The 22,272-nt window shown below is 71.8% G+C and carries 21 protein-coding genes and 1 tRNA gene; 7 read left to right on the forward strand and 15 right to left on the reverse strand.

The features are described from left to right. Positions 1-3: 3 nt before the first annotated feature. Positions 4-621 carry a hypothetical protein gene (locus JKP76_RS18120; RefSeq protein ID WP_242472011.1) on the reverse strand — a complete coding sequence of 206 codons (618 nt, stop codon included), beginning with the start codon at positions 619-621 and terminating at the stop codon, positions 4-6. Between the two features lie 724 nt (positions 622-1,345). Between JKP76_RS18120 and JKP76_RS18125 the strand changes: the two genes are divergently transcribed. Beyond that, positions 1,346-1,522: a hypothetical protein gene (locus JKP76_RS18125; protein WP_200492175.1), complete on the forward strand. Its 177-nt coding sequence runs from the start codon at positions 1,346-1,348 to the stop codon at positions 1,520-1,522. Between the two features lie 173 nt (positions 1,523-1,695). Here JKP76_RS18125 and JKP76_RS18130 read toward each other — a convergent pair whose 3' ends face one another. From JKP76_RS18130 to JKP76_RS18145, 4 genes are all read right to left on the reverse strand, one after another. Then, entirely contained in the window at positions 1,696-2,730 is a 1,035-nt protein-coding gene (locus JKP76_RS18130; protein ID WP_200492176.1) for a hypothetical protein, read from the reverse strand. Positions 2,731-3,146: 416 nt separating this feature from the next. Next, positions 3,147-5,171, reverse strand: coding sequence for a DUF3732 domain-containing protein (locus tag JKP76_RS18135; RefSeq protein WP_200492177.1), 2,025 nt, complete (start codon positions 5,169-5,171; stop codon positions 3,147-3,149). A 5-nt stretch (positions 5,172-5,176) separates the two neighbouring features. Continuing rightward, positions 5,177-5,656, reverse strand: a complete 480-nt coding sequence (locus tag JKP76_RS18140; RefSeq protein ID WP_309229554.1) for a three component ABC system middle component — start codon at positions 5,654-5,656, stop codon at positions 5,177-5,179. A gap of 82 nt (positions 5,657-5,738) precedes the next feature. After that, positions 5,739-6,959 (reverse strand): ABC-three component system protein, encoded by a 1,221-nt coding sequence (locus JKP76_RS18145; RefSeq protein WP_200492179.1) that lies wholly within the window; start codon positions 6,957-6,959, stop codon positions 5,739-5,741. Positions 6,960-7,206: 247 nt separating this feature from the next. Between JKP76_RS18145 and JKP76_RS18150 the strand changes: the two genes are divergently transcribed. Next, complete coding sequence (locus JKP76_RS18150; protein WP_163205929.1) at positions 7,207-7,410, forward strand: helix-turn-helix domain-containing protein; 204 nt, start codon at positions 7,207-7,209, stop codon at positions 7,408-7,410. Between the two features lie 55 nt (positions 7,411-7,465). On the opposite strand, the gene xerC is transcribed toward JKP76_RS18150, so the two are convergent. After that, a complete protein-coding gene (gene xerC / locus JKP76_RS18155; protein WP_163205927.1) occupies positions 7,466-8,716 on the reverse strand; it encodes a tyrosine recombinase XerC in 1,251 nt (416 codons plus the stop codon). A gap of 110 nt (positions 8,717-8,826) precedes the next feature. Further along, positions 8,827-8,899 (reverse strand) — tRNA-Asn (locus JKP76_RS18160). 142 nt (positions 8,900-9,041) lie between these two features. Here JKP76_RS18160 and JKP76_RS18165 point away from each other — a divergent pair. Beyond that, positions 9,042-9,251 (forward strand): hypothetical protein, encoded by a 210-nt coding sequence (locus JKP76_RS18165; RefSeq protein WP_200492180.1) that lies wholly within the window; start codon positions 9,042-9,044, stop codon positions 9,249-9,251. Position 9,252: 1 nt separating this feature from the next. On the opposite strand, the gene JKP76_RS18170 is transcribed toward JKP76_RS18165, so the two are convergent. The 3 genes from JKP76_RS18170 to JKP76_RS18185 are packed head-to-tail and all read right to left on the reverse strand — an operon-like array spanning position 9,253 to position 12,840. Then, positions 9,253-9,807, reverse strand: a complete 555-nt coding sequence (locus JKP76_RS18170) for a hypothetical protein (protein ID WP_200492181.1) — start codon at positions 9,805-9,807, stop codon at positions 9,253-9,255. Continuing rightward, positions 9,804-12,200 (reverse strand): DNA primase, encoded by a 2,397-nt coding sequence (gene dnaG / locus JKP76_RS18175; RefSeq protein WP_309233040.1) that lies wholly within the window; start codon positions 12,198-12,200, stop codon positions 9,804-9,806. The genes JKP76_RS18170 and dnaG overlap by 4 nt, the downstream gene beginning before the upstream one ends. A 10-nt stretch (positions 12,201-12,210) precedes the next feature. Beyond that, positions 12,211-12,840: a YdcF family protein gene (locus tag JKP76_RS18185; RefSeq protein WP_309229552.1), complete on the reverse strand. Its 630-nt coding sequence runs from the start codon at positions 12,838-12,840 to the stop codon at positions 12,211-12,213. Between the two features lie 83 nt (positions 12,841-12,923). Between JKP76_RS18185 and JKP76_RS18190 the strand changes: the two genes are divergently transcribed. Both JKP76_RS18190 and katG read left to right on the forward strand, forming a co-directional pair. Beyond that, entirely contained in the window at positions 12,924-13,358 is a 435-nt protein-coding gene (locus JKP76_RS18190) for a Fur family transcriptional regulator (RefSeq protein ID WP_200492183.1), read from the forward strand. A gap of 47 nt (positions 13,359-13,405) precedes the next feature. Beyond that, positions 13,406-15,628 carry a catalase/peroxidase HPI gene (gene katG / locus JKP76_RS18195; protein WP_200492184.1) on the forward strand — a complete coding sequence of 741 codons (2,223 nt, stop codon included), beginning with the start codon at positions 13,406-13,408 and terminating at the stop codon, positions 15,626-15,628. 63 nt (positions 15,629-15,691) lie between these two features. Here the strand turns inward: katG and JKP76_RS18200 are convergent, their stop codons facing one another. The 5 genes from JKP76_RS18200 to JKP76_RS21735 form a co-directional block, all read right to left on the reverse strand. Continuing rightward, positions 15,692-16,573 (reverse strand): ABC transporter substrate-binding protein, encoded by an 882-nt coding sequence (locus JKP76_RS18200; protein ID WP_200492185.1) that lies wholly within the window; start codon positions 16,571-16,573, stop codon positions 15,692-15,694. Positions 16,574-16,599: 26 nt separating this feature from the next. Further along, positions 16,600-19,302, reverse strand: a complete 2,703-nt coding sequence (ppdK, locus tag JKP76_RS18205) for a pyruvate, phosphate dikinase (RefSeq protein ID WP_200492186.1) — start codon at positions 19,300-19,302, stop codon at positions 16,600-16,602. A 76-nt stretch (positions 19,303-19,378) separates the two neighbouring features. Continuing rightward, on the reverse strand, positions 19,379-19,807 hold the full coding sequence (locus JKP76_RS18210; protein WP_200492187.1) for a hypothetical protein: 429 nt from the start codon (positions 19,805-19,807) through the stop codon (positions 19,379-19,381). Positions 19,808-19,823: 16 nt separating this feature from the next. Next, complete coding sequence (locus JKP76_RS21730; RefSeq protein WP_309233041.1) at positions 19,824-20,333, reverse strand: tRNA-dihydrouridine synthase; 510 nt, start codon at positions 20,331-20,333, stop codon at positions 19,824-19,826. Positions 20,334-20,376: 43 nt separating this feature from the next. Further along, positions 20,377-20,982, reverse strand: a complete 606-nt coding sequence (locus JKP76_RS21735) for a tRNA-dihydrouridine synthase (RefSeq protein WP_309233042.1) — start codon at positions 20,980-20,982, stop codon at positions 20,377-20,379. 21 nt (positions 20,983-21,003) lie between these two features. On the opposite strand from JKP76_RS21735, the gene JKP76_RS18220 reads away from it, so the two are divergent. Together JKP76_RS18220 and JKP76_RS18225 are read left to right on the forward strand one after the other, a co-directional pair. Beyond that, a complete protein-coding gene (locus tag JKP76_RS18220; protein WP_200492188.1) occupies positions 21,004-21,672 on the forward strand; it encodes a bifunctional 2-polyprenyl-6-hydroxyphenol methylase/3-demethylubiquinol 3-O-methyltransferase UbiG in 669 nt (222 codons plus the stop codon). A gap of 25 nt (positions 21,673-21,697) precedes the next feature. After that, positions 21,698-22,270, forward strand: coding sequence for a DinB family protein (locus JKP76_RS18225; protein ID WP_200492189.1), 573 nt, complete (start codon positions 21,698-21,700; stop codon positions 22,268-22,270). The last annotated feature ends 2 nt before the right edge of the window (positions 22,271-22,272 follow it).

The raw sequence follows: 22,272 nt of genomic DNA on the forward strand, positions 1-22,272 counted from the left end.
GGACTACCCGTCGCATGACTCCGCCTGCCTGTTCGGCGCCTCGCTGACCCGCCACGACGACGTGTCCGGATAGTCCGGGTTCACCACGGTGAGTTGCTGGACGAGGTACCGCGGACGACCTGACGGCACGATGGACGCGCCGGAATCATCGACCGCGTCCACCTCTCCCACGTCGACGCAGGCGGTGACAACGACGGTCGGGAAGACAGGTGAAGGCGAAGCGGCGGGATTGTTGGAGAGGTCGACGCTGACGGCAGACGCGCTCACCAGCTGCGACCGTCCGGTCTGGCGGTATCCCTGGGAGCGGAACTTGCCGATCGCCGTGGCCTGGGCCGTGGCTTCCGGAGCCACCGCGACCTGGTGTATGCCGTCGAGCGGGAGCGACGGGTCGAGGTACAGGTCGTCGATTGTCCCCAGGTAGTCCGGAACGAGCGCGACCGCCAGTGTCTCTGCTTCCTCGGCGGGGCTCGGAGTGGTCGGCGAGGGGCTCGACGTCTGGGAGCTCGACGTCCCGGATGTCGACAGACTCGACGAGCCGGCGTCTGACGACGACGAACAACCCAAGGTCGTCAGCGCCAGGAGCACCGCGGCCGCTCCGGCCGTCGTGCGCATCACCGCCATGCCTGATCACCCCCGATCGCGTCACCGTCCGTCGACCGAGGTTGCCCTCCGGGTCGAGCGGACGTGTGACCGCCGTCTCGTTCCCACCCTTTCGGGTGACAGGTTGTCGCTGAGTCCGTCACTCGTCCTCCCCGTCTGGGTGTACCGCGCGGTCCTGACACGCTCCCGCACCGGAAGCTGAGATGGCGCAGCTGTCCACAGGGTCGGCGCGGCGAGGATCAGGACGAGATCCCTGTGGAGGTCGAGGGTGGCCGCCAGCGGATGAACGACATGTGGATAGTCGCCTTGGTGGCAGGCGCGGTGGTCGGCGCCGCAGCGACGCCCTGGCTTACTACGCACGGGCTCGCGCAGCTGGCGCAAATTGACGCTGCCCGGCCGAGCCTGGCGCTGGCCAGCGCCGTCGCCGGCGGCGGAGCGGGAGCCGCCGCGATCGTGACGTCCCACCGTGCGGACACGTGGTGGCTGGTGCCTGCCCTGCTGGTCTGGGGATCCGCCTTGGTGGCCGCGGCGTCCTGCGATGCGGTCACCCAACGCATACCGACGGCGCTCGTCCGGCAGGCCGCCGTCGGCACCGGCGTGCTGCTGACCGTCGGCTTCGCCGTGCACGGTGACTGGCGCGGTCTGCTCACCAGCGGTCTCGCAGCTGCGTTGGCGGGGGTCGTCCTGCTGTTGTGCTGGCGGTTCGCGGGAGCAGGGTTCGGCGACGTCCGTTTGGCTGTGCTCGGTGGCCTGGGCCTCGGACACACCACGCATCGCCGGCTTGTTGTTGGCCCTCGCCGCCTTCTCCTTGATCACCGTGACGCAGGCCGTGATCACGTTGATGCGTGGCGGAGGCCGCCAGAGCACCTTTCCTTACGGCCCTGCCCTCGCGGTGGGCTTCCTGCTCGCGGCCACCCTCTGACTGTCTCGCACCCGCCCTCTGACTGTGACGTCCATCTGGAACCGTTGGCGGTGGGTCCCCCCGATCAACATCTATGGCACAGCAGCAGGACGCCGGTCCCAACGGGGCGCGTCATCGCCGATTCCTGCACCGCGCAAGGCGCGTAGGACGAGCTCGGCCACGCTGCTCCGGTGTCAGCCGCGGGGGTCTTCGGTTCCTGTGGCCGTGCTCTCTCGTCGACGGCGTCCGCGTCCCGCGTACGACTGAGGACGCCGCGCCTTGATCGTCACGGCGTTGTCGAGGTGGGCTTCGGCTCGGTCGGCTCTGCTGCGCTGCACGCGGGCTTCGTCGCGCGCAGTGTTGAGCTCACCCCGCAATCCGGCGAGCTCCTCGCGCAGTCGTCGGTTCTCCTCTTCGTGACGGGCACGCAGGTCGTTCACTCGCTGATGGCCATGGGTCTTCTCGCGCTCGGCATCGTGTACGGCGGCGTCCCGCTGGGCGGACATCGCCGCCAGCTTCCCGCGCAGGTCGCTGACCTCGTCACGGAGATCTGCGACTTGCTGGTCAGCTTGCGCCAGGCCCCGACGTACCGACTCGACAGCATCCTCGGCACGGGCAGCGCGCGCCGACTCGGCGTCGGCCCGCTCGACAGCGTTGCGGGATCGCTCTTCCGCCTCGGACTGGGCGACCATCGCGCCTTCCGCTCGTCGGATCGCGGCGTCGCGGTCGCCATGTGACTCGACGAGCCGAGCCTCGACGGCGGTCAGCTTCTCGGCCGAATCGGCCGACTTCGCGGCGGACTGCTTTCGCTCTGCATTCATGGCCGCGAGGGCGTCGGCCAACTCGGCGTTCAGCCTCTCTCGCTCGGTCTCGGCCTCCCTTAGCTGCTGGCGAGCCTCTCCGAGCCCGGTACGGAGCTGCTCGCTCAGGACAGATGCCTCCTCAGCAGCGGAGTCGGCCTCCGCGCGCTCGGCCTCGGCGCGCTGTTGCGCTTGCTCGGCCCGGCTGGCGCGAGCCGCGGCGGTCGCGACCTGCTCGGCCGCCTCGCTGGTCACAGTTTCGATCTGCAGCTCGGCGGCCTCCGGATCGGCCACCGTCCGCAGCTCCTCGAGCAACCCCTTCAGCTGCTGATTCAAGTGCTCGATCATGCCGGCGACCTGGCCGTGCAACTCACTTGCGCGCTGTCGCGCGGCATCGATCGGCCGCTGCTCGGTCCCGGCCGCGTGCACGGCCTGCTCCGTGCGCAGCCGGCGACGGGCGTGCCAGGCGGCGGTCCGGTTGTGCGCGCTGTCGTCGCAGTACTCCGGCGGGCGGCCGGCCCCCGCCCGCGAGGCCGCCGCTGGCCGCTGACAGCCGGGGAACCGACAGGTACGCTCGTTCGGTTTCAGTTGCGTCGCTCATAACGCAAAGCTGCACCGACGTAATGACGACGGAACGCTTCACCGGCCGTCCTGTGGACAGTGACTCTGCTTCCACAGCGGTCCATGAGCTCCGCTGCGCCTCCTGCTCACCTCGGCGTGCACCTCTCCGCTGTTGCGGTGAGACCACCCGGTGTGGCTGCCGACGCTAACGCTCGCCGCGACCTGGTCCCCGTATCTCGGCCCAGATGGCTTCCTCGATGACTGTGTGTGCCGCCACAGGCCGCTCACCTAGCGGCGTCGTGATCCCCCATCCAGTCACTCGGAATGAGCTTTACGCCGCCTCGCCATCTGTGTCGGACCGCGGCCTGGAACCAGCTTTCTGGCAGATCAGCGTGGTCGCAGACGATCACTTGCAATCGCGGGGCGAGTTCAGCCACGACGTCGCGCATCAACTCGAACATCGCTCTGACAGCGAGCCTGTCGGCGTCATCTTCCGGGAGCCCGCTCTCGTTGTCAGCGTCCGATGGGTAGTGCGCCTGGGTTGGCTGATCGAGCATCAGGAACCGCGGAACCGGACGGTCCTGCAGGGTCAGGAACCGGTGGAGGGCCAAGTGTGCGGCCAGGTGGTAGCCGATCCAGTTGGCGGCGCTGCCGATGCGGAACAGCGGTGTCGGGCCGTTGGGCGTGTCAGTGACGACCGTCAACCGCGCCAGATCCAGGCGGACGCTCTCGCTGCTGTGCTCCAGGTTGAGACGCGTCGCATAGGCGCTCATGTCGCGCCCGATCGCGAACAGCCGGGAGGTGAGCTGCTCTCGGTCGTTGTCGGCGTCCAGGTCTGCTTCGAGAGCCGCAACTGTGTCTTCAAGTTGTCGCGCGCGTTGGCGCAGTACAGCGAGCTGGACGTCATCGACGACGGCGACCCGGCTCAGGAAGGCGTCGATGCGCCCGCGGGTGAAGTCGCGCTGACCAGCGTCCGCTTGCCCACCGATGTCTGCGGCGCGTTCAAGCGCCGATACCGCCGACTGACGCGCCCGAAGTTCGCCGCGGAGGCGGTCAGCCTCCCCGTCTAGTTCCGCGAGTGCCCTGCGCCGCGTTGGACGGGCACCGGTCAGGGCACCGACCTGCTCACGGAGCGCCTCTAGCCCGGTGCGCAGTGCCGCTGCGGTGGGGTCCGATTCGATGAGCTCGTGACCGCAAGCCGGACAAAGCCCTTCGTCGAGGGCTGCTCCACCGCCACCACGGGCGTCGCCATCGTCGGCAGCCCGATTGGCTGCACTCGCGGGCAGCAGATTGACGGCCGACAGTCGATCCACGTGCTGCTGCACTGCGACGGTGAAATCGCCTGCCGCTTGCGACTCGGCCAGCAGCAGGGCGCGGTCGTCGAGAACTCGACGAAGCCGTGCACGCAAGGAGTCACGTTCGGCCATGAGGGTGAGTCGCTCGTCCTGCGCTCTCGCGTCCTGCAAGGGCCGAGAGCTTGGCTGCGCACTACGGGCAGCCTGCAGCAACCGAACGGTCGTGCCTCGCCGATCGGTGCCAACGGTGCTCGCCGCAGCACCTGCCACAGTGTCCGAGACCAGGCCGGCGGCACGCGCCTCCGCCAACAGCCCCTCAAGTTCCACATCGAGGGTGGACGCTGCGGTCTCAGCGCGCTCGAGTTCGTTGTTCAGCCGGGTCAGGGTGCGCCTGGCATCCCGAAGCTGTGCCCTCTTCAAGGCGTCGTCGCGGTCTACGGCCCCGAGGAAGTACGGGATCGTGTCACGCAGCGCCTGGTCGATTCCCTGCTCTCCTTGCCGATGGAACAGAGCGGTGGAGCTCGCGACCTCGTTCTGTCCCTGCAAGCAGAGCAGCGCAGCATGGCCCAAGTTCGCTTCGAGAGGCTGCTGAAGCGATCCGGGACGGGGCTCAGTGACGTTCTCCTCGATGCCAATGCGGCGCCCCAGCTGTTCCCGTAGGGAACGGGCGTCGATGTTGACCCGCAGCTGTTCCAGCGGCGGCGGAGTCAGGTCGACACCGAACTCCAGCATCGCCTGACTCGAGCTGGCTTTTCCCTTCGCGGGTCGGGGCCTGGCCACGAACGCGCGCCCCTCCTCGAGCTGCCAAAGTGCCGAGTACCAAAGGACGGCGTCGGAGATGGGCCCCACAGGAACGAGAACCTGCGATCGGCCCAGGCAGTACTCGACGATCGTGAGGAGCGCGCTCTTCCCGGTCTGCGACTCGCCGGTGACGATGTTGAGGGCACCCGGCATGAAGTCGACGGTCCGGGTTCGGCCGTCGGCGTTGTAGAGCGTGATCGCCAGAAGCTGCACGGCGGCTAGAGTGCCACGCCCAGTAGGACGAACGCGGTGGCCGGCTGGTCGACCTGGGTGAGCCACTTGCCGACGAAGCCGGCCTTCCTGATGAGCTCGCCGGTTTCGGTGCCCCGTGCCGGTCGCGTGTTCACCGTGCCCGAGACGCCGCCCAAGTCGTTGACGACGAGGACGGAGTTGGCCAGTCCGAACCGAACTCCTTCGCGGACCAGGTCGGCGAGCCCCTGGGCTCTGCGGGCGAACCCCGCGTGGATGACCGGGTGGGACGAGAGCCAGCTGGCGAGGTGGGTCCTGGTGCTGCCCGGAAGCACTGCACGGGTTCCTGAATGGAGCACCATGGGCGCCACCAGGTACGCGAGCGGCCATGGCATTGGTCCACCATCGGCCCTCTCGTACTCGCTAGCGGCCGCCGCAGTCACGAGAGCCATCAGTGCAGGGTTCAACATCGCCGCCTGCGCCGGTGACCGCTCCCGCCAAGTCGTCACAGAAAGTCATCTCCTCGTGGCATCTCTGTCGGGAGGTTAATCACGCTGGTCACAAAGACCAGCAGGCCCATCGGAGCTCTGCTCACGCAGTAGCGACCAGCGCCTGTAGCCGGCTGACGAAGTCGGGATGCCAGCCGATCCCTCCCTGCTCACGGTTCGCCAGCTCATGTCGCTTGCCTCGAGCAAAGAACGGATCGGTGTAGTGCTCCCGGACGGTCACCGCGGTCGAGCCGAGAAGCCGCCGCAGCAGGAGCTTGCCGGCTTTGATCTTCGTGACCTCCTCCACGGTGTTCGAGTCGTACTCGTCGACGCCGCCAGCGAGCTCGTCTAGCATGTCGGTGAACGCCCGGGCCCATTCATCACGCAGGGTTTCCTCGAACCGGCGCAGCTCGTGGAGCTCCAGCAGACTTTCACCGAGCCACTGAGTCTCCTGCGTGACGGCGCGGTGGTAGTCGATGACAGCGCGGCGCAGGTTATCCAGCGGATAGGACACCAGCTTCATCTGGCTGACGAATAACGCGTCGTCGTACTGCAGGACGTCCTCCTCGGCGACGTCCTCGAGCTGGATCGTCGTCCGGAGACTGTCCGGACCAAAGCCGTTGCGGAGGTCCTGGAGGAACGCCTGGAGCTGTCCAACCTCAAGGGCTGGTCGCCGGCCGGCCAGCATGTCGACGGCCACCCCGTCCCACCAGCGGCGGACCTCGGCCACGAACCGACTCTGGGCCAGCTCCCCCTGGGGAAGCCCCAGTGCCAACGCTCCCCGCACCGCAGCGTCGATGTCCTGCGGCTGCACGGCTCCGTCTAAGACCCGCACCTTCACCAGGAGAGTCGTCCTAGCCGCTGACGAGAGGCCGCGAAACTTCTCCCGTGCTGCCTCGGTTGCCCGCGCGGTCGACTCCTCTGCGGCCCCCAGGAGCAGCCGGGCCGCAGCGGGCTCGTCGCGGGTCGCAGGGGCAGGGCGTAGCAGGTATGCGGCGGTGCCAGGTTGTGCAGTGGATGTGGTGACAAGGGCGAGATCGGCGCCGTTTGGGTCGGTAGCGTCCGATCGCGCCATCCAGTTCCCCAGCGTCTTCCAGACGTCCGTATCCCTGTCACCAAGCCCGGCATTCGCCTTTCGGTGCAGCTTCGCCTGAAGCAACTCCGTGGGGTTTCCGGACGCGTCCTCCCACGCGATGTCGTCGTGCATTTCTAGCGTGAGTGCCTGATCCGGCCGGTGAGGCGCCTGACGCAGCAATTCCAGGAGCGCCCATGAGGTCTGGTACAGGTAGCCCGAGGCCGATGCCGCCGCACTGTGCTGGCCCACTGGCATAGCGCAGGCCCCCTTCCACCCCGGCCACGTCATCACAGCTGCCGTTCGAACCCTAGGGCTCCTCGTTGCGGTGACTCAGTTGAAGTGACCCTCTCGTCAGGCGGACACCTCAGTTCGTATCACGTGCATGGTTTCGTTCGCCTCCACCGATACGCGGCGCAGACGAGCTGTCCATACCTCGCCCTACCTTGCGATGCAGGGCCTCCCCGCGGGCGGCGTCAAGAGACCAGAGAGGTTCGTCATGGACAACGCCGATGACCTGCTGACCACGGCCGAGGTTGCCCTGATCATGCGCTCGCCCGTCTCCACGTTGAGGTACTGGCGGCACCGTGGCACGGGGCCGCACAGCTTCCGTGTGGGACGACGCGTCGTCTACCGGCGCGCCGACGTGACCGCGTGGCTGCATGAGCAGGCGGAAGCAGGGCGCGCCGATCGAGCGGGGTGAGCGGCGGCAGTGAACGCCGCCCCGCCGTCGTGCCAGGACTTCACGGCGATCCAGCTCAGCGGTTCAGCACCCGCGCTGCCTCGGCGCTGACGACCTGCCTGCCGAAGTAGACGTCGAGGGTCATCGACGGGTTGGCGTGGCCCAACTGGTCGGCCACCTGCCGCGGGCTGAGGCCGGCCTCGTCGAGGCGCGTGGCGACGGTCTTGCGGAAGGTGTGCGAGGTGACCCACGACCAGGGCCCCTCCTCGCAGCGGATGCGTCGCCCACCTGCCCCGGCCCTGAAGGACCCGTCCTTGTCGAGCTGATAGCCCGTTCCCCCGCAGGTCTCACACTCGAACGAGTCGAGCAACTGGCGGAGGCCTCCTGAGACGTTCGACGGATCCCGCAGGGCGCCGTTCAGCGGCGGAGGGAATACGACCTCAGCGTCCGTCTGCCGGAGAGAACTCGCCCGCCGGTCCTCCAGCATCCGGACGGCGAATTCGGGCAGCGCGATGATCCGCCAGCCGGCCGTGGTCTTCGGACGCGGCTGGACCGTCAGCCCAGCGCCTGGAATGCGGACCACGGTGGCGTTCACCTCCCAGGTCCCGGCCTCGAGATCCAGGATCGGCTTCCCGTCGCCGTTGGTGCCGTACCGCAGGGCCAGCCCTTCGCCGATCCGGCAGCCGGTGGCGAGCATCCAGTCGACGATGTCGGGCAAGTCGATCTGGACCGCGCGGTCGCTGGTCCGGAACAGCTCGACGAGTCGTCCGGTCTCTGCCGCAGTCAGGGCACGCGGCGCTCGCTTGCCGGTACTGATCTTGGCAGTGGCGTCGCGGACCGGGTTGACCGCGGCGGCGCCGTCCCGGATCGCCATCGTGAACATCCCGGAAAGGCACGCCCGCGCGGTCTTGGCCGCCCCCGGTCCGCTGCTCTTGGCGATGGCGGCCAGCGCCCGGCTGATCACGCCGGGGGTCACCTCGCGGATGCAGAGTTGACCGAGGGCCGGCTTGACCTGCTTGCTGACCACCGAGCGGTAGGTGCGCTGCGTGCCGGTCGACCAGCCGTGGTCGGCCTCGATCCAGGCATCGGCCAACGTGGCCATTCGTGTCGCGGCAGTGAGGGCGCCGACGCCGCCGGGCGCCTGGCGGCTGGTGCACTCGGCTTTTAGCGCCCGTTCGGCGGCGGCGCGCGAAGGCCCCACCTTGGACACCAATCGGACCCTGCCGTCGTAGTCGCGAAACTTGACCCGGGCCTTGACCCGGCCGTTGGGCAGCGTGGCGAACAGGACCTTGCCGCTGGTGCCCAGCGGCAGCGGGGGACGGCCCACCAGGCACCTCCGGCGCTAAGTAAAGAGTGCCTTAAGAGTGCCTGACCCGTGTGACAGAGACAATAGAAAAGCCCCTGACCGGCGTCTCCGCTGGTCAGGGGCTTGGCTTGCTCCCCCGACTGGACTTGAACCAGTAACCCTGCGATTAACAGTCGCATGCTCTGCCAATTGAGCTACGGGGGACGAGCGGGCGCGAGCACCCGCTGGCCCGACGAGACTACCGCAACGGTTGCGGCGTCCCTCAGCCCCCTCGGCCGTGTCCGGAGCGACGGTGCTCACAGGTAGCGTCATCCACTGTTCTGCCCCCGTTGCCCTGGAGGACCCCGTGGCGAAGCTGTCGTTCCTGGCCGGATTCGGTGCCGGCTACGTGCTCGGCGCGCGCGCCGGGCGCGAGCGCTACGAGCAGATCCGGCGCGGCTGGGACCGCGCGAAGGACGACCCGCGCCTGCAGAGCCTCGCCGGCATGGCCCAGGCCCGCGCCGACGACGCCTTCTCCTCGATCCGCAGCCGCATGGGCAGCGACGCGCCCCGCTGACCTACTCGGGCTGCTCCGCGGCCACGACGTCGGCCAGCTTCTGGCGGGCGTGCTCGCGAGCCACCGGATCGGCGCGGTCGGCGTCGTCGTCGAAGACGACGGTCCACTCCCGCCCGGCCTGGCCGGGGATGCGCCGCGCGACGAGCAGCACGCCGCCCCGCCCGGGCAGCGGCGAGCGCTGGCTGGCCACGACCGTCTGGTCCACCCGCCGGCGCACGACGGCGGGCAGCTCCCCCGCGTCGGTGAGCGCGTGCCGCTGCACCGGCCCGCGCGCCTGCACGCCCGGCTCCACCTCGCTCAGCGGGGTGACCAGGAACGCCCCGCCCACCTGGCCAGCCGCCGTCCACCGCGCCGACGCGATCTCGTGCCACGGCAGCGGCTCGCCGGCGACGCCGTCGGCACCCACCCGGCGCAGCCCGCGGTCGGTGGCCACCAGCCAGCCCTCGTCGCGGGTCAGCGCGCCCCACGCCAGCGCCTCCTCGTCGCCTGGCAGGGCGGCGCGCACGGCCTCCGGGGCGCGGGCGAACCGCCGTCGCACCGCGTCCAGCAGGCTCACCCCAGCCCCCCGATGGCGCGCTTGCGCAGCGAGATCGCCAGCTGCTCCAGGTCCATGAGCTGCTTGAACGCCTTCATGTACTCGTCGCCGCTCTCGACCGGGTTCATCCGCTGCAGCCGCCCCTTGAGGCCGGCGATCTCGCGGACCGTCGCCATCTCCTGCAGCCGGGCCATCACCGCGGTGACGTACCCGGCGTCCGCGGCGCCGGTCGAGCGCAGCGGCTCCACCGCCAGCGCGGTCAGCTGAGCGCGGGCGCTATCCCGGTCGCACTGCTCGGCCACCAGGTCCAGCCACGCGGGGCCGGTCACCGTCGCGGCCGCCGCTCCCCCGGTGCCCGCGACCGCGGCGGCCACCGCCGCGTAGTCCGGATCGGTGTAGGCCGCGGCCGGGACGGCGTCGAACGCCGGCCCGGCCAGCTCGGGCGCCTGCAGCGCGGCCTTGACCGCCTCCCGCTCGACCGCGAGCGCGGCGTCGTCCGGCGTGCGTTGCGGCGGGCGGGGCCGGCGCCCGCGGGACTGCTGCCCGCCGTCCCCGGTGTGCCGGCGCACCCGCTCCAGCACGTCGGCCTCGTCGGTGTCGCCGATCAGCGAGGCGAGCCGCCGCGCGTACGCGGGGCGCAGCGCGTGGTCCTTGATCTGGGCGAGCAGCGGCGCGGTCTTCTCCAGCGCGGCGACCCGGCCCTCCACCGTGTCCAGGTCGTACTCGGCGAGCGTCGTCTTGAGCACGAACTCGATCAGCGGCGAGCGCCGGGCGATGAGGTCGCGCACGGCGGCGTCCCCGTGCTCCTGGCGCAGCTCGCAGGGGTCCCGACCGTCGGGCTCGACGGCGACGAAGGTCTGCGCGACGAAGCGCTGGTCCTCCTTGAACGTCTTCATCGCGGCGGCCTGGCCCGCGGCGTCGCCGTCGAAGGTGTAGACCACCTCCCCGCGGAACTCGTCCTGGTCCATGAGCAGCCGGCGCAGCACGCTGATGTGCTCGCCGCCGAAGGCGGTGCCGCACGAGGCGACGGCGGTGGTGACGCCGGCCAGGTGGCAGGCCATGACGTCGGTGTAGCCCTCGACGACGACGGCCTGGTGCCGCTTGGCGATGTCCCGCTTGGCCCGCTCGATGCCGTACAGCACGGTGCTCTTCTTGTAGAGCGGCGTCTCGGGGGTGTTCAGGTACTTGGGGCCGGGGTCGTCGTCCATCAGCTTGCGGGCGCCGAAGCCGATGACGTCCCCGGTGATGTCCCGGATCGGCCACACCAGCCGCCGGTGGAAGCGGTCGATCAGCGTGCCGCGCGAGGACTCCTTGGCCAGCCCCGCGGTGACCAGCTCGTTCTGGGTGTAGCCGGCCGCCCGCAGGTGCCGGGTGAGCGCGTCCCAGCCGCCGGGGGCGAACCCGCAGCCGAAGTCCAGCGCCACCTGCCGGTCGAAGCCGCGCTCGGCGAGGAACTGCCGGGCGGGGGCGGCGTCGGGCGTGCCCAGCTGCTCGGCGTAGAAGGCGGCCGCGGCGGCGTTGGCCGCGACCAGCCGCGCGCGCTGGCCGACCGACGCGCGGTCGGGGCCCGCGGTGGGCCGGCCGCCGTCGTCCTCGTACTTGAGCTCGATGTTCGCCCGGTTGGCCAGCAGCTCGACGGCCTCGGAGAACGCGAGGTGGTCGATCTGCTGGATGAAGGAGATGACGTCGCCGCCCACCCCGCAACCGAAGCAGTGGTAGAGACCCCTCGACGGCGTCACCTGGAACGACGGCGACTTCTCGTCGTGGAACGGGCACAGCCCCTTGAGGCTGCCCCCGCCGGCGTTCTTCAGCTGCAGGTGCTCGCCGACGATCTCGTCGATCCGCGAGCGCTCGCGGACCAGCGCGATGTCCGCGGCGCGGATGCGTCCACGGCCGGCCATCAGGACGCCCCCCCGGCCACGGCGGCCCCCGCCGTCGCCGCCACCACCGCCGTGGCGTTCCGCCGCATGATGACGCGCTCGAGGAACAGCAGGAAGACCTGGTGCTCCAGGGACATCGCCGGGTCGGCCGTCAGCGTCGGCCGCGGGGACCAGCCGCCGGTCGAGCCGCTGTGCGCGACCTGCCGGCCAGCCGGAGACGAAGCGGTGGGTGCCCTTCCAGTACGACAGGCTCGACACCTCGACCGGGACGCCGTCGAGTTCCGCGGACCAGGTGCCCTTCCAGAAGGACGTCTGGCGCGCCCGCAGGCGGACGGCGTCCTCCGGGTCGTCGGCCCAGCGCCCGCGCAGCTCGCCCTCGCGCTTGCTGAACACCCACTCGCGCCCGCCGACGACGGCCGTCGCCTGCTCCTTCCAGCTCGACGCCCGGAGCGCGGCCACGACCACGCCGTCGGACAGCACCGGGACGACGCCCTTGCCCGCCCCGAGCGTGCCGGCCTTGCCCGGTTCGAGCACCGTGCCCCCCTCAGCCGATCCCGGGAGCGCCGGCGACCGACTCCCCCGTCACGCGGTACAGGAGGTAGGCCGCCGTCTCCCGCATGATGTAGCGGAACTGCGTCACGCGAGTCTGCACCGCGGGCCCCTGGCGGGTCGGCGAGCTCTGCACGGTGAGCCCGGCGTCGGACGCCATGCGCTCCGCCCGCATCGCGTGCCACGGGTCGGTGACCAGGACGGCGTCGGTCCAGCCGCGCTCGTCGAAGGCCGCGGCGACGGCGCGCATGCTCTCCAGGGTGTCCACGCCCTCGGGCACCGCGAGCAGCGCCTCGGCCGGGACGCCGGCCTGCGCCAGGTAGTCGCGACCGGCCTCGGCCTCGGTGAAGGCGTCACCGGCGGCCTTGCCGCCGACGGTCACGATCACCGGCGCGACGCCGGCGTCGTGCAGCGAGATCGCGTGCTCGAGCCGGGCCTCGAAGATCGAGGAGGGGACGCCGTTGTACTGCGCGGACCCGAGCACCACGATCGCGTCGGACGGCGGGCGGGAGTCCTGCCGCGCCGTCCACCAGATGGCCAGCGCGGTGGCGGCGACGAGCAGCAGCGAGGCCACGACGGCGGCACCGACCACCCGGGCCACCAGGCTCCGCACACGCACCCCCACGCGTCATGGGTACCACGCGGGTCCGACGAGCGGGCCGGCACCTCATCTTGAATGATTCCGGATTGGACGGCAGACTCGACCCCATGCCGACGCCCCCCGAGTACGAGTCGATGCTGCGCAGCGCCGCGCTGCGGGTGACCCGGCCGCGGCTGGCCGTCCTGGCCGCCGTCCACGCCAGCCCGCACGCCGACACCGACTCGCTCATCAGCGCCGTGCGCCGGACGTCGGGGCCGGTCTCGCACCAGGCCGTCTACGACGTGCTGCGGACGCTCACCGACGTGGGACTGGTCCGCCGTTTCCAGCCGGAGGGCTCGGTGGCACGCTACGAGGCCCGGATCGGCGACAACCACCACCACCTGGTCTGCCGGTCGTGCGGCGCCATCGTCGACGTCGACTGCGCGGTCGGGGAGGCCCCCTGCCTGACCGTCAGCGACGACGCGGGCTTCGCGATCGACGAGGCCGAGGTCGTCTACTGGGGCCGCTGCCCGGACTGCCTCGCACGACCCACCGACGCCTGACACATCCATCCCGACCCCGCACCATCCGCCGCACAGAGAGGCTCACCGTGAAGGACGAGCAGAACAAGGTCGAGACCGCGAGCACCAGCGAGAGCGAGAACCCGGCGATCCCCTCGCCGGAGGCACACACCGGCGGCCGTCCCCGCACCAACCGCGACTGGTGGCCCAACCAGGTCGACCTGTCGGTGCTGAACAAGCCGTCGAAGGACTCCGACCCCCTCGGTGCGGACTTCGACTACAGGGCGGCGTTCGCCGAGCTGGACGTCGAGGCGCTCAAGGCCGACCTGCGCACGCTCATGCGCACCTCGCAGGACTGGTGGCCGGCCGACTGGGGCCACTACGGCCCGCTGTTCATCCGCATGTCCTGGCACGCGGCCGGCACCTACCGGATCGCCGACGGCCGGGGCAGCGGCAACAACGGGGGCCAGCGCTTCGCCCCGCTCAACAGCTGGCCGGACAACGCCAGCCTCGACAAGGCCCGCCGCCTGCTGCTGCCGATCAAGCAGAAGTACGGCCGCAAGCTCTCCTGGGCCGACCTGCTCGTGCTCGCCGGCAACGTCGCGCACGACGACATGGGCCTGCCCACCTTCGGCTTCGCCTTCGGCCGCGAGGACACCTGGCAGCCCGAGGAGATCTTCTGGGGTCCGGAGGACACCTGGCTCGGCGACGAGCGCTACGCCGGCGACGACCCGCTGAACCTCGACGACGGCCCGCTGGCCAACGTCACCATGGGCCTGATCTACGTCAACCCCGAGGGCCCCAAGGGCAACCCCGACCCGATCGGCTCGGGCCACGACATCAAGCAGACGTTCCGCCGCATGGGCATGACCGACGAGGAGACCGTCGCGCTCATCGCCGGTGGCCACACGTTCGGCAAGACGCACGGCAACGGCGACCCGTCGCTGCTGGGCCCCGAGCCCGAGGGCTGCCCGGTGCACGGCAACGGCCTCGGGTGGCAGAACCCGCAGGGCACCGGCAAGGGCGCGGACACCATCACCAGCGGCCTCGAGGGCGCCTGGACCCCCACGCCGACCCAGTGGGACAACTCCTACTGGGACACCCTGTTCGGCTGGGACTGGGAGCTCGTCACGAGCCCGGCGGGCGCCAAGCAGTGGCAGCCGAAGAACCCCGAGGCGCAGGAGCTCGTCCCCGACGCGCACATCGAGGGCAAGAAGAACCCCCCGATGATGTCCACCGCCGACATGGCGCTGCGGATGGACCCCGAGCTCCGTGCCTACGCCGAGCGCTTCCGGGACGACCCGGAGTACTTCGCCGACCAGTACGCCCGCGCGTGGTTCAAGCTGCTGCACCGCGACCTGGGGCCGCGGTCGCGCTACCTCGGCCCGGACGCGCCCGCCGAGGAGCTCGTCTGGCAGGACCCGGTCCCCGCCGTCGACCACGAGCTCGTGGGCGAGGCGGAGATCGCCGACCTGAAGCAGCGGCTGCTCTCCTCCGGTCTCACCGTGTCGCAGCTGGTGCACACCGCCTGGGCGTCCGCCGCGTCCTTCCGCAGCACCGACTACCGCGGCGGCGCGAACGGCGCCCGCATCCGCCTCCAGCCGCAGATCGACTGGGCGGCCAACGAGGGCGTGCGCGACGTGCTGCCCGTGCTCGAGCGCGTCAAGGGCGAGTTCGAGCAGCAGACCGGCGCGAAGGTCTCGCTGGCCGACCTGATCGTCCTCGGCGGCACCGCCGCGGTCGAGAAGGCGGCCGCGGACGCCGGCGTTCAGGTCACCGTGCCGTTCCACCCGGGGCGGACCGATGCCTCGCAGGAGCAGACCGACGTCGACAACTTCCGCTGGCTGGAGACGCGGGCCGACGGCTTCCGCAACTGGATCGACCCGACCACCAAGATCTCCCCGGAGACGCTGCTGGTCGAGAAGGCCTACATGCTGAACCTGACGGCCAAGGAGATGACGGTCCTCGTCGGCGGGCTGCGCGTGCTCGGCGCGAACACCGGCGGCACGCAGCACGGCGTCTTCACCGACCGCCCGGGCGTCCTGTCCCAGGACTTCTTCCGCAACCTGCTGGACCTGGGCATCTCGTGGTCCACCTCGGCCTCGGCCGAGAACGTCTACGAGGGCCGAGACGCCGACGGCACCGTCGTCCGCACCGCCACCGCGGCCGACCTGGTGTTCAACTCGAACTCCATCCTGCGCGGCATGGTGGAGGTCTACTCCTCCGACGACGCCCAGGAGCTGTTCGTCCGGGACTTCGTCGCGGCGTTCGTGAAGGTCATGGAGCTCGACCGCTTCGACCTGCACGCCTGACCCACCCCGCCGGCGCCCCGGCCCGCCTCGTGCGGGCCGGGGCGTCGGCGCGTCCGGGCGCGGTCAGGCGACCCGCACGGCCAGCGGCGGCGGGGCGGCGCCCGGCTCGGGGTGCAGCACCGCGGCCAGCGTCTCGACGCCGTCCACCAGCCGCGGTCCGGGCCGGACGACGACGGCGTTGCCGTCGACCGCCCACACCGGGACGCCGGGCAGGTGCTGGGCGACCGTCGCGGCCTGCTCGACCGCCCCGCCCAGGCCGAAGCCGCAGGGTGCGACCACCACCACCTCCGGGTCCGCCGCGGCGAACTCGGCCCAGTCGACGGGGGCCGACCGCTGCCCCGGCCGGCACGCCACCGGCTCCCCGCCGGCCGCGGTGACGAGGTCCGGGACCCAGTGCCCGGCCGGGAACGGCGGGTCGACCCACTCGACGACGGCGACCCGCGGCCGCGGCCGGCCCGCCACCCGCGCCCCGACCGCGGCCAGCCGGGCCCGCAGCGCGGTCACCAGCTCGTCGGCCCGAGCCGGCACCCCGGCCCGCTCGCCGACGGTGCCGATCGTGGCGAGGACGTCCTCCAGCGTGTGCGGGTCGAGAGTCACGACGTCGGCCCGGCAGCCGAGGTGCGCGACCGCCTCGTCGACCCGGCCGGCGGGCAGCGCGCAGACCCGGCACAGGTCCTGGGTCAGCACGACGTCGGGATCGAGTGCGGCGAGGGCGCCGGCGTGCAGCGTGTAGGGGTCCTCCCCCGCCGCCACCCGGGCGCGCACCGCCGCGTCGATCTCCGCGGGGCCCAGGCCTGCGGTGTCCAGCCCGCCCACGACGACGGACTTCTCCTGCCGGGCCGCGGCCGGCTCGTCGCACTCGAAGGTGACGCCGACGAGCTGGTCGCCCAGCCCGAGGGCATAGACGATCTCGGTCGCCGAGGGCAGCAGGGAGACGATGCGCACGGCGAGCACGCTAGGGCGGCAGCGGATCAGCCGCCCGCCAGGTCCCCGCCCAGCGCGGCGCGAGCCGCCTCCAGCCGGGCGACCGGCACCCGGAACGGCGAGCAGGACACGTAGTCCAGCCCGACCTCGTGGAAGAAGTGCACCGAGTCGGGGTCCCCGCCGTGCTCGCCGCAGACGCCGAGCTTGAGGTCGGGCCGCGCGGCGCGCCCGGCCTCCACCGCGATCCGGACCAGCTCCCCCACCCCGTCCCGGTCCAGGGACTCGAACGGCGAGACGCCGAAGATCCCCTTGTCCAGGTAGGCGTGGAAGAACGCCGCCTCGACGTCGTCCCGCGAGAACCCCCACGTCATCTGGGTGAGGTCGTTCGTGCCGAAGGAGAAGAACTCGGCCGAGCCCGCGATCTGGCCGGCCGTGAGCGCGGCGCGCGGCACCTCGATCATCGTGCCCAGCAGGCCGTCGACCTCGCAGCCCTGCTCCTCGAAGACCTGCGCGAGCACCGCCCGCGCCTCCTCGCGGATCGCCTCCAGCTCCTGGACGGCGCCGACCAGCGGGATCATGATCTCCGGTCGCGGGTCGCCGCCGGCCCTCTTCCGCTCGCAGGCCGCCTCGGCGATCGCCCGCACCTGCATCGCGAACAGGCCGGGCACCACCAGGCCCAGCCGGACCCCGCGCAGGCCGAGCATCGGGTTCTCCTCGTGCATGCGGCGCACCGCGGCGAGCAGCCGGAGCTGCCCCTCGTCGTGGTGGCCCTCCGCCTCGGCCACCGCGACCCGCACGGAGAGCTCGGTGAGGTCGGGCAGGAACTCGTGCAGCGGCGGGTCGAGCAGCCGGACGGTGACCGGGAGCCCGTCCATCGCCTCGAAGATCTCCAGGAAGTCCTGCCTCTGCAGCGGCTCCAGGGCGTCCAGCGCGGCCTGCCGGTCGGCGTCGTCCTCGGCGAGGATCAGCTTCTCCACGTGCCGCCGCCGGTCGCCGAGGAACATGTGCTCGGTCCGGCACAGCCCGATGCCGCGAGCGCCGAACCGGCGGGCGCGCTCGGCGTCCTCGGCGGTGTCGGCGTTGGTCCGGACGTCCAGCCGCCGCACCTCGTCGGCGTGCGCCAGGATCCGGTGCACGGCCCGCACCAGCTCGTCGGCGTCGTCGGCGCCGGGGTCCAGCTCGCCCTCGAAGTAGCGGACGACGGACGACGGCTCGACCGGCACCTCCCCCAGCCACACCCGGCCGGTCGACCCGTCGATGGAGACGACGTCGCCCTCCTCGACGACGGCGCCGCCGGGCGCGGTGAACCGGCGCGCCTTGGTGTCGACGTCGAGCTCCTCGGCGCCGCAGACGCAGGTCTTGCCCATGCCGCGCGCGACGACGGCCGCGTGCGAGGTCTTGCCGCCCCGGCTGGTCAGCACGCCCTCGGCGGCGATCATCCCGGCGAGGTCGTCGGGGTTGGTCTCGCGGCGGACCAGCACGACCTTCTCCCCGCGGCCGGTCCACTCGACCGCCGTCTCCGACGAGAACACCGCCCTGCCGACGGCGGCGCCCGGCGAGGCGTTCATGCCCTGGGTGAGCTGCGTGGCGTCCCCGCCGGAGACGAACCGCGGGAACATGAGCTGGGCCAGCTGGTCACCGGTCACCCGGCGGACGGCCTCGTCCAGGTCGATGAGCCCCTCGTCGACCAGCTGGGCGGCGATGACGAACGCCGCCGCCGCGGTGCGCTTGCCGACCCGGGTCTGCAGCATCCACAGCTTGGTGCGCTCGACGGTGAACTCGATGTCGCACAGGTCGCGGTAGTGCTGCTCGAGCCGGCCCATGATCCCCATGAGCTCGTCGTAGGCGGGCCGGTCGATCTCCTGCAGGTCGACCAGCGGCACGGTGTTGCGGATGCCGGCGACGACGTCCTCCCCCTGCGCGTTCTGCAGGTAGTCGCCGTACACGCCCTGCGCGCCGCTGCCCGGGTCGCGGGTGAAGGCGACGCCGGTGCCGGAGTCCATGCCGAGGTTGCCGAACACCATCGCGCACACGTTGACGGCGGTGCCGGCGTCGCTGGGGATGCGCTCGCGCCGGCGGTAGATGACCGCGCGGTCGGAGTTCCAGGAGTCGAAGACGGCGGTGATCGCCAGGTCCATCTGCTCGCGCGGGTCCTGCGGGAAGTCGCGCCCGGTGTGCTCGCGCACGATCGCCTTGAACCGGTCGACGACGTCGCGCAGGTGCTCGGCGTCCAGGTCGAGGTCGGACTCCGTGCCCTGCTCGGCCTTCACCGCGTCGAACGCCTCGTCGAACAGCTCGCCGTCGATGCCCAGCACGGTCTTGCCGAACATCTGGATCAGCCGGCGGTAGGAGTCCCAGGCGAACCGCTCGCTGCCGGCCTGCTCGGCCAGCCCGCGCACCGACTCGTCGGTCAGGCCGACGTTGAGGACGGTCTCCATCATCCCGGGCATGGACGCCGCCGCCCCGGAGCGGACCGACACCAGCAGCGGGTCGGCCGGGTCGCCCAGCGTCCGGCCCATGGCCTGCTCGAGCGCGGCCAGGTGCTCGCCGACCTGCGCGCCGAGCTCGTCGGGCGTCGTCCCGTGCTCGAGGTAGTACCGGCAGGCGTCGGTGGTGATCGTGAAGCCCGGCGGGACGGGCAGCCCCAGGGTGGTCATCTCGGCGAGGTTGGCGCCCTTGCCGCCGAGCAGGTCCTTCTGCTCCTTGCTGCCCTGGCTGAAGTCGTAGACCCAGGTGTCCCCGCTGGACATCGTCCGCACCTCCGCGCTCGTCGGCCGGCTACCGCCTGGAGGCGATCGTGCCGCACCGGAGCGCGCGCGGCCGGGTTCAGCCGACGCCGCAGATGCGCAGGCCGTCCTGGCCGATGACGGTCAGCTCGGCCGAGCCGCCGCCGGACCAGCGCACCGGCACGACGCGGGCGTCGCCGTCCCGGCGCACCTCACCGAGCTCGGGCTCCCCCTGGCCCAGGTACGCGTCGGCCACCTCGGTGGGCTCGAGCCGGGCGCGCTCCTCCTCGCAGAGCAGCGCGTGCGCGGTCTCGGTGTCGCCGGCGGCGAGCGCGGTCAGGAAGACACCGCTGACCTCCGTCGCCTGGTCGCTGCCCGACCCCCGGATGAGGTAGGCCAGGACGACGACGAGCAGCGCCACCAGCACGGTGCCGCCCATGATCAGCACGAGGAGCTTCCCCGAGCGCTGCGGGACGCCGGTGTGCAGCGGCGCCGGGCCCTCGTCGTAGAGGAACGGTCCCGTGCTCATGGCTCGAAAGGCGTGCTCATCCGCCGCTCACTTCCAGTTCGGCGCCGGACGGCGGCCTCGGGTCGTCCCGGTCGAGCAGCCAGCCCTCGGGGAGGGCGACCGGCCGGGGCGGGGTGGTCCGGCCCCGGGGAGCCCCGAGGACGGCGGTGGGATAGGGCTGGTCGGGGATGCGGGCCAGCAGCTCGGCCAGCTCGTCGAGACCGCTGACCATCGCCAGCGCGCGCCGGACGTCGGACCCGACCGAGAAGCCCTTGAGGTACCAGGCGACGTGCTTGCGGAAGTCGCTGCAGCCGTGGCGTTCCCCGTGCTCGGCGGCGAGCAGGGTGGCGTGCCGGTGCATGATCGCCCCGACCTCGCGCATCGTCGGCAGCGCGCGCCGGGTCTCCCCCGCGAAGGCGGCGGCGAGGTCGCCGAACAGCCACGGCCGGCCCAGGCAGCCCCGCCCGATGACCACGCCCGCGCAGCCGGTCTCGGCGACCATGCGCAGGGCGTCGTCGGCCTCCCAGATGTCGCCGTTGCCCAGCACCGGGATGTCGACGGCCTCGACCAGCCGCGCGATCGGCGCCCAGTCAGGCGGTGCCGCTGTAGAGCTGGTCGGCGGTGCGGCCGTGCAGGGTGACCGCGGCGGCGCCCTCGTCCTGGGCGATCCGGCCGGCGTCGAGGTAGGTGACGTGGTCGGCATCGATGCCGATGCGGGTCTTGATGGTGACCGGGACGTCACCGGCCGCCCGGACGGCCGCGCGCACGATGTCGCGCAGCAGGACGCGGTGCCAGGGCAGCGCCGAGCCACCGCCCTTGCGGGTCACCTTGGGCACCGGGCAGCCGAAGTTGAGGTCGATGTGCGCCGGACGGGTGCCGGCGACGCCCTCGTCGACCAGCATCTCGACGGCGCGGCCGACGGTCGCCGGGTCCACCCCGTACAGCTGGACGGAGAAGGCGTCCTTCTCGTCGGCGGTCGCGCGGATCATCCGCAGCGTCTTGTCGTTGCGCTCCACCAGCGCCCGCGTGGTGATCATCTCGCACACGTAGAGCCCGGCGCCGAACTCGCGGCACAGCGTGCGGAAGGCGGGGTTGGTGATGCCGGCCATCGGCGCGAGCACCACCGCGGGGTCGACCGTCAGCGCCCCGAGCCGCAGCGGCGGGAGCGCCGTCGTCGGCTCGAGCGTGGCGGTCACGTCTCCAGGGTAGGCGGCGCGGTGCGTGACACCCGGGTCACCGTCTGCCAGCCTGCCCGGGTGCTGACCGACTGGAGCCACAACAGCTGGTACCACTCCCTGCTCCAGCGGCAGGTCCCCGCGGGCGCGCGGCGGGTGCTCGACGTCGGCTGCGGCTCGGGCACGCTCGCCCGCCGGCTCGCGGCGACGGTGCCGCAGGTCGACGGCTTCGACCTGTCGCCGGAGATGATCGCCGAGGCGCGGAAGGACGCGCCGGCGAACCTGTCGCTCCGGGTGGCCGACGCGCTCACCGTCGACGTCCCGCCCGAGACGTACGACGCCGTCGTCAGCGTCGCGGTGCTGCACCACCTGCCGCTGGCCGAGGCGCTGCCGCGCATGGCCGGCTGGCTCCGGCCCGGTGGCGTGCTGACCGCGGTCGCGCTGCCCCGCGCCGAGCTGCCCCGCGAGCTGCCGCTGCAGGTGGCGTCGTCCCTCGGCCACCACGGGCTCGGGCTGGCGTTCGCCGCCGCCCGCCCGCTCACCGGGGCGGAGCTGTTCCGCCACGAGGACAGCCACGGCGCGATGCCGATCCAGGACGCGACGCTGAGCACCCGCGAGGTCCGGGCGCAGGCGGCGGCGGTGCTGCCCGGCGTCCGCGTGCGGCAGCTGCTGTTCTGGCGCTACCTGCTGGTCTGGCGCAAGCCCGCCTGATCGGATCGGCCCTAGTCTCGCGGGCATGGACGAGAGGGCCCCGGGCCGGCTCGGCTGGCCGCACGAGATCGCCGAGCAGCTGGACTGGCACTGGCGCAACCAGCTGCGCCCCCGGCTCGAGGGGCTGACCGACGACGAGTACCTGTGGGAGCCGGTCGGCGGGATGTGGAGCGTCCGCCCACGCGGGACGTCGTCGGCACCGATCACCGCCGGTCAGGGGCCGTTCACCATCGACTTCGAGTTCCCCGAACCCGACCCGGCCCCGGTGACGACGATCGCCTGGCGTCTGGGGGACGTCGTCGTCGGCGTGCTGGGCATGCGGGTCGCATCGCACTTCGGCGGGTCGCCGGTGGACTACGACAGTCATGCCTTCCCCGGCGACGCCGCGACCGCGCTCCTCCAGCTGGATGCCGGGTACGCGGCGTGGAGCGCCGGAGTGCGGGGACTGGACGAGGAGGGGATGCGCCGGCCGTGCGGCCCGGCCGAGGGGCCCTACGCCGAGGCACCGATGGCAACGCTGGTCCTGCACATCAACCGGGAGGTCATCCACCACGGCGCGGAGATCGCCCTGCTGCGCGACCTCCACCGCCGACGCTGACG

Origin of the sequence: Blastococcus sp. TML/C7B (genome assembly GCF_016612845.1) — a bacterium.
GTDB lineage: Bacteria > Actinomycetota > Actinomycetes > Mycobacteriales > Geodermatophilaceae > Blastococcus.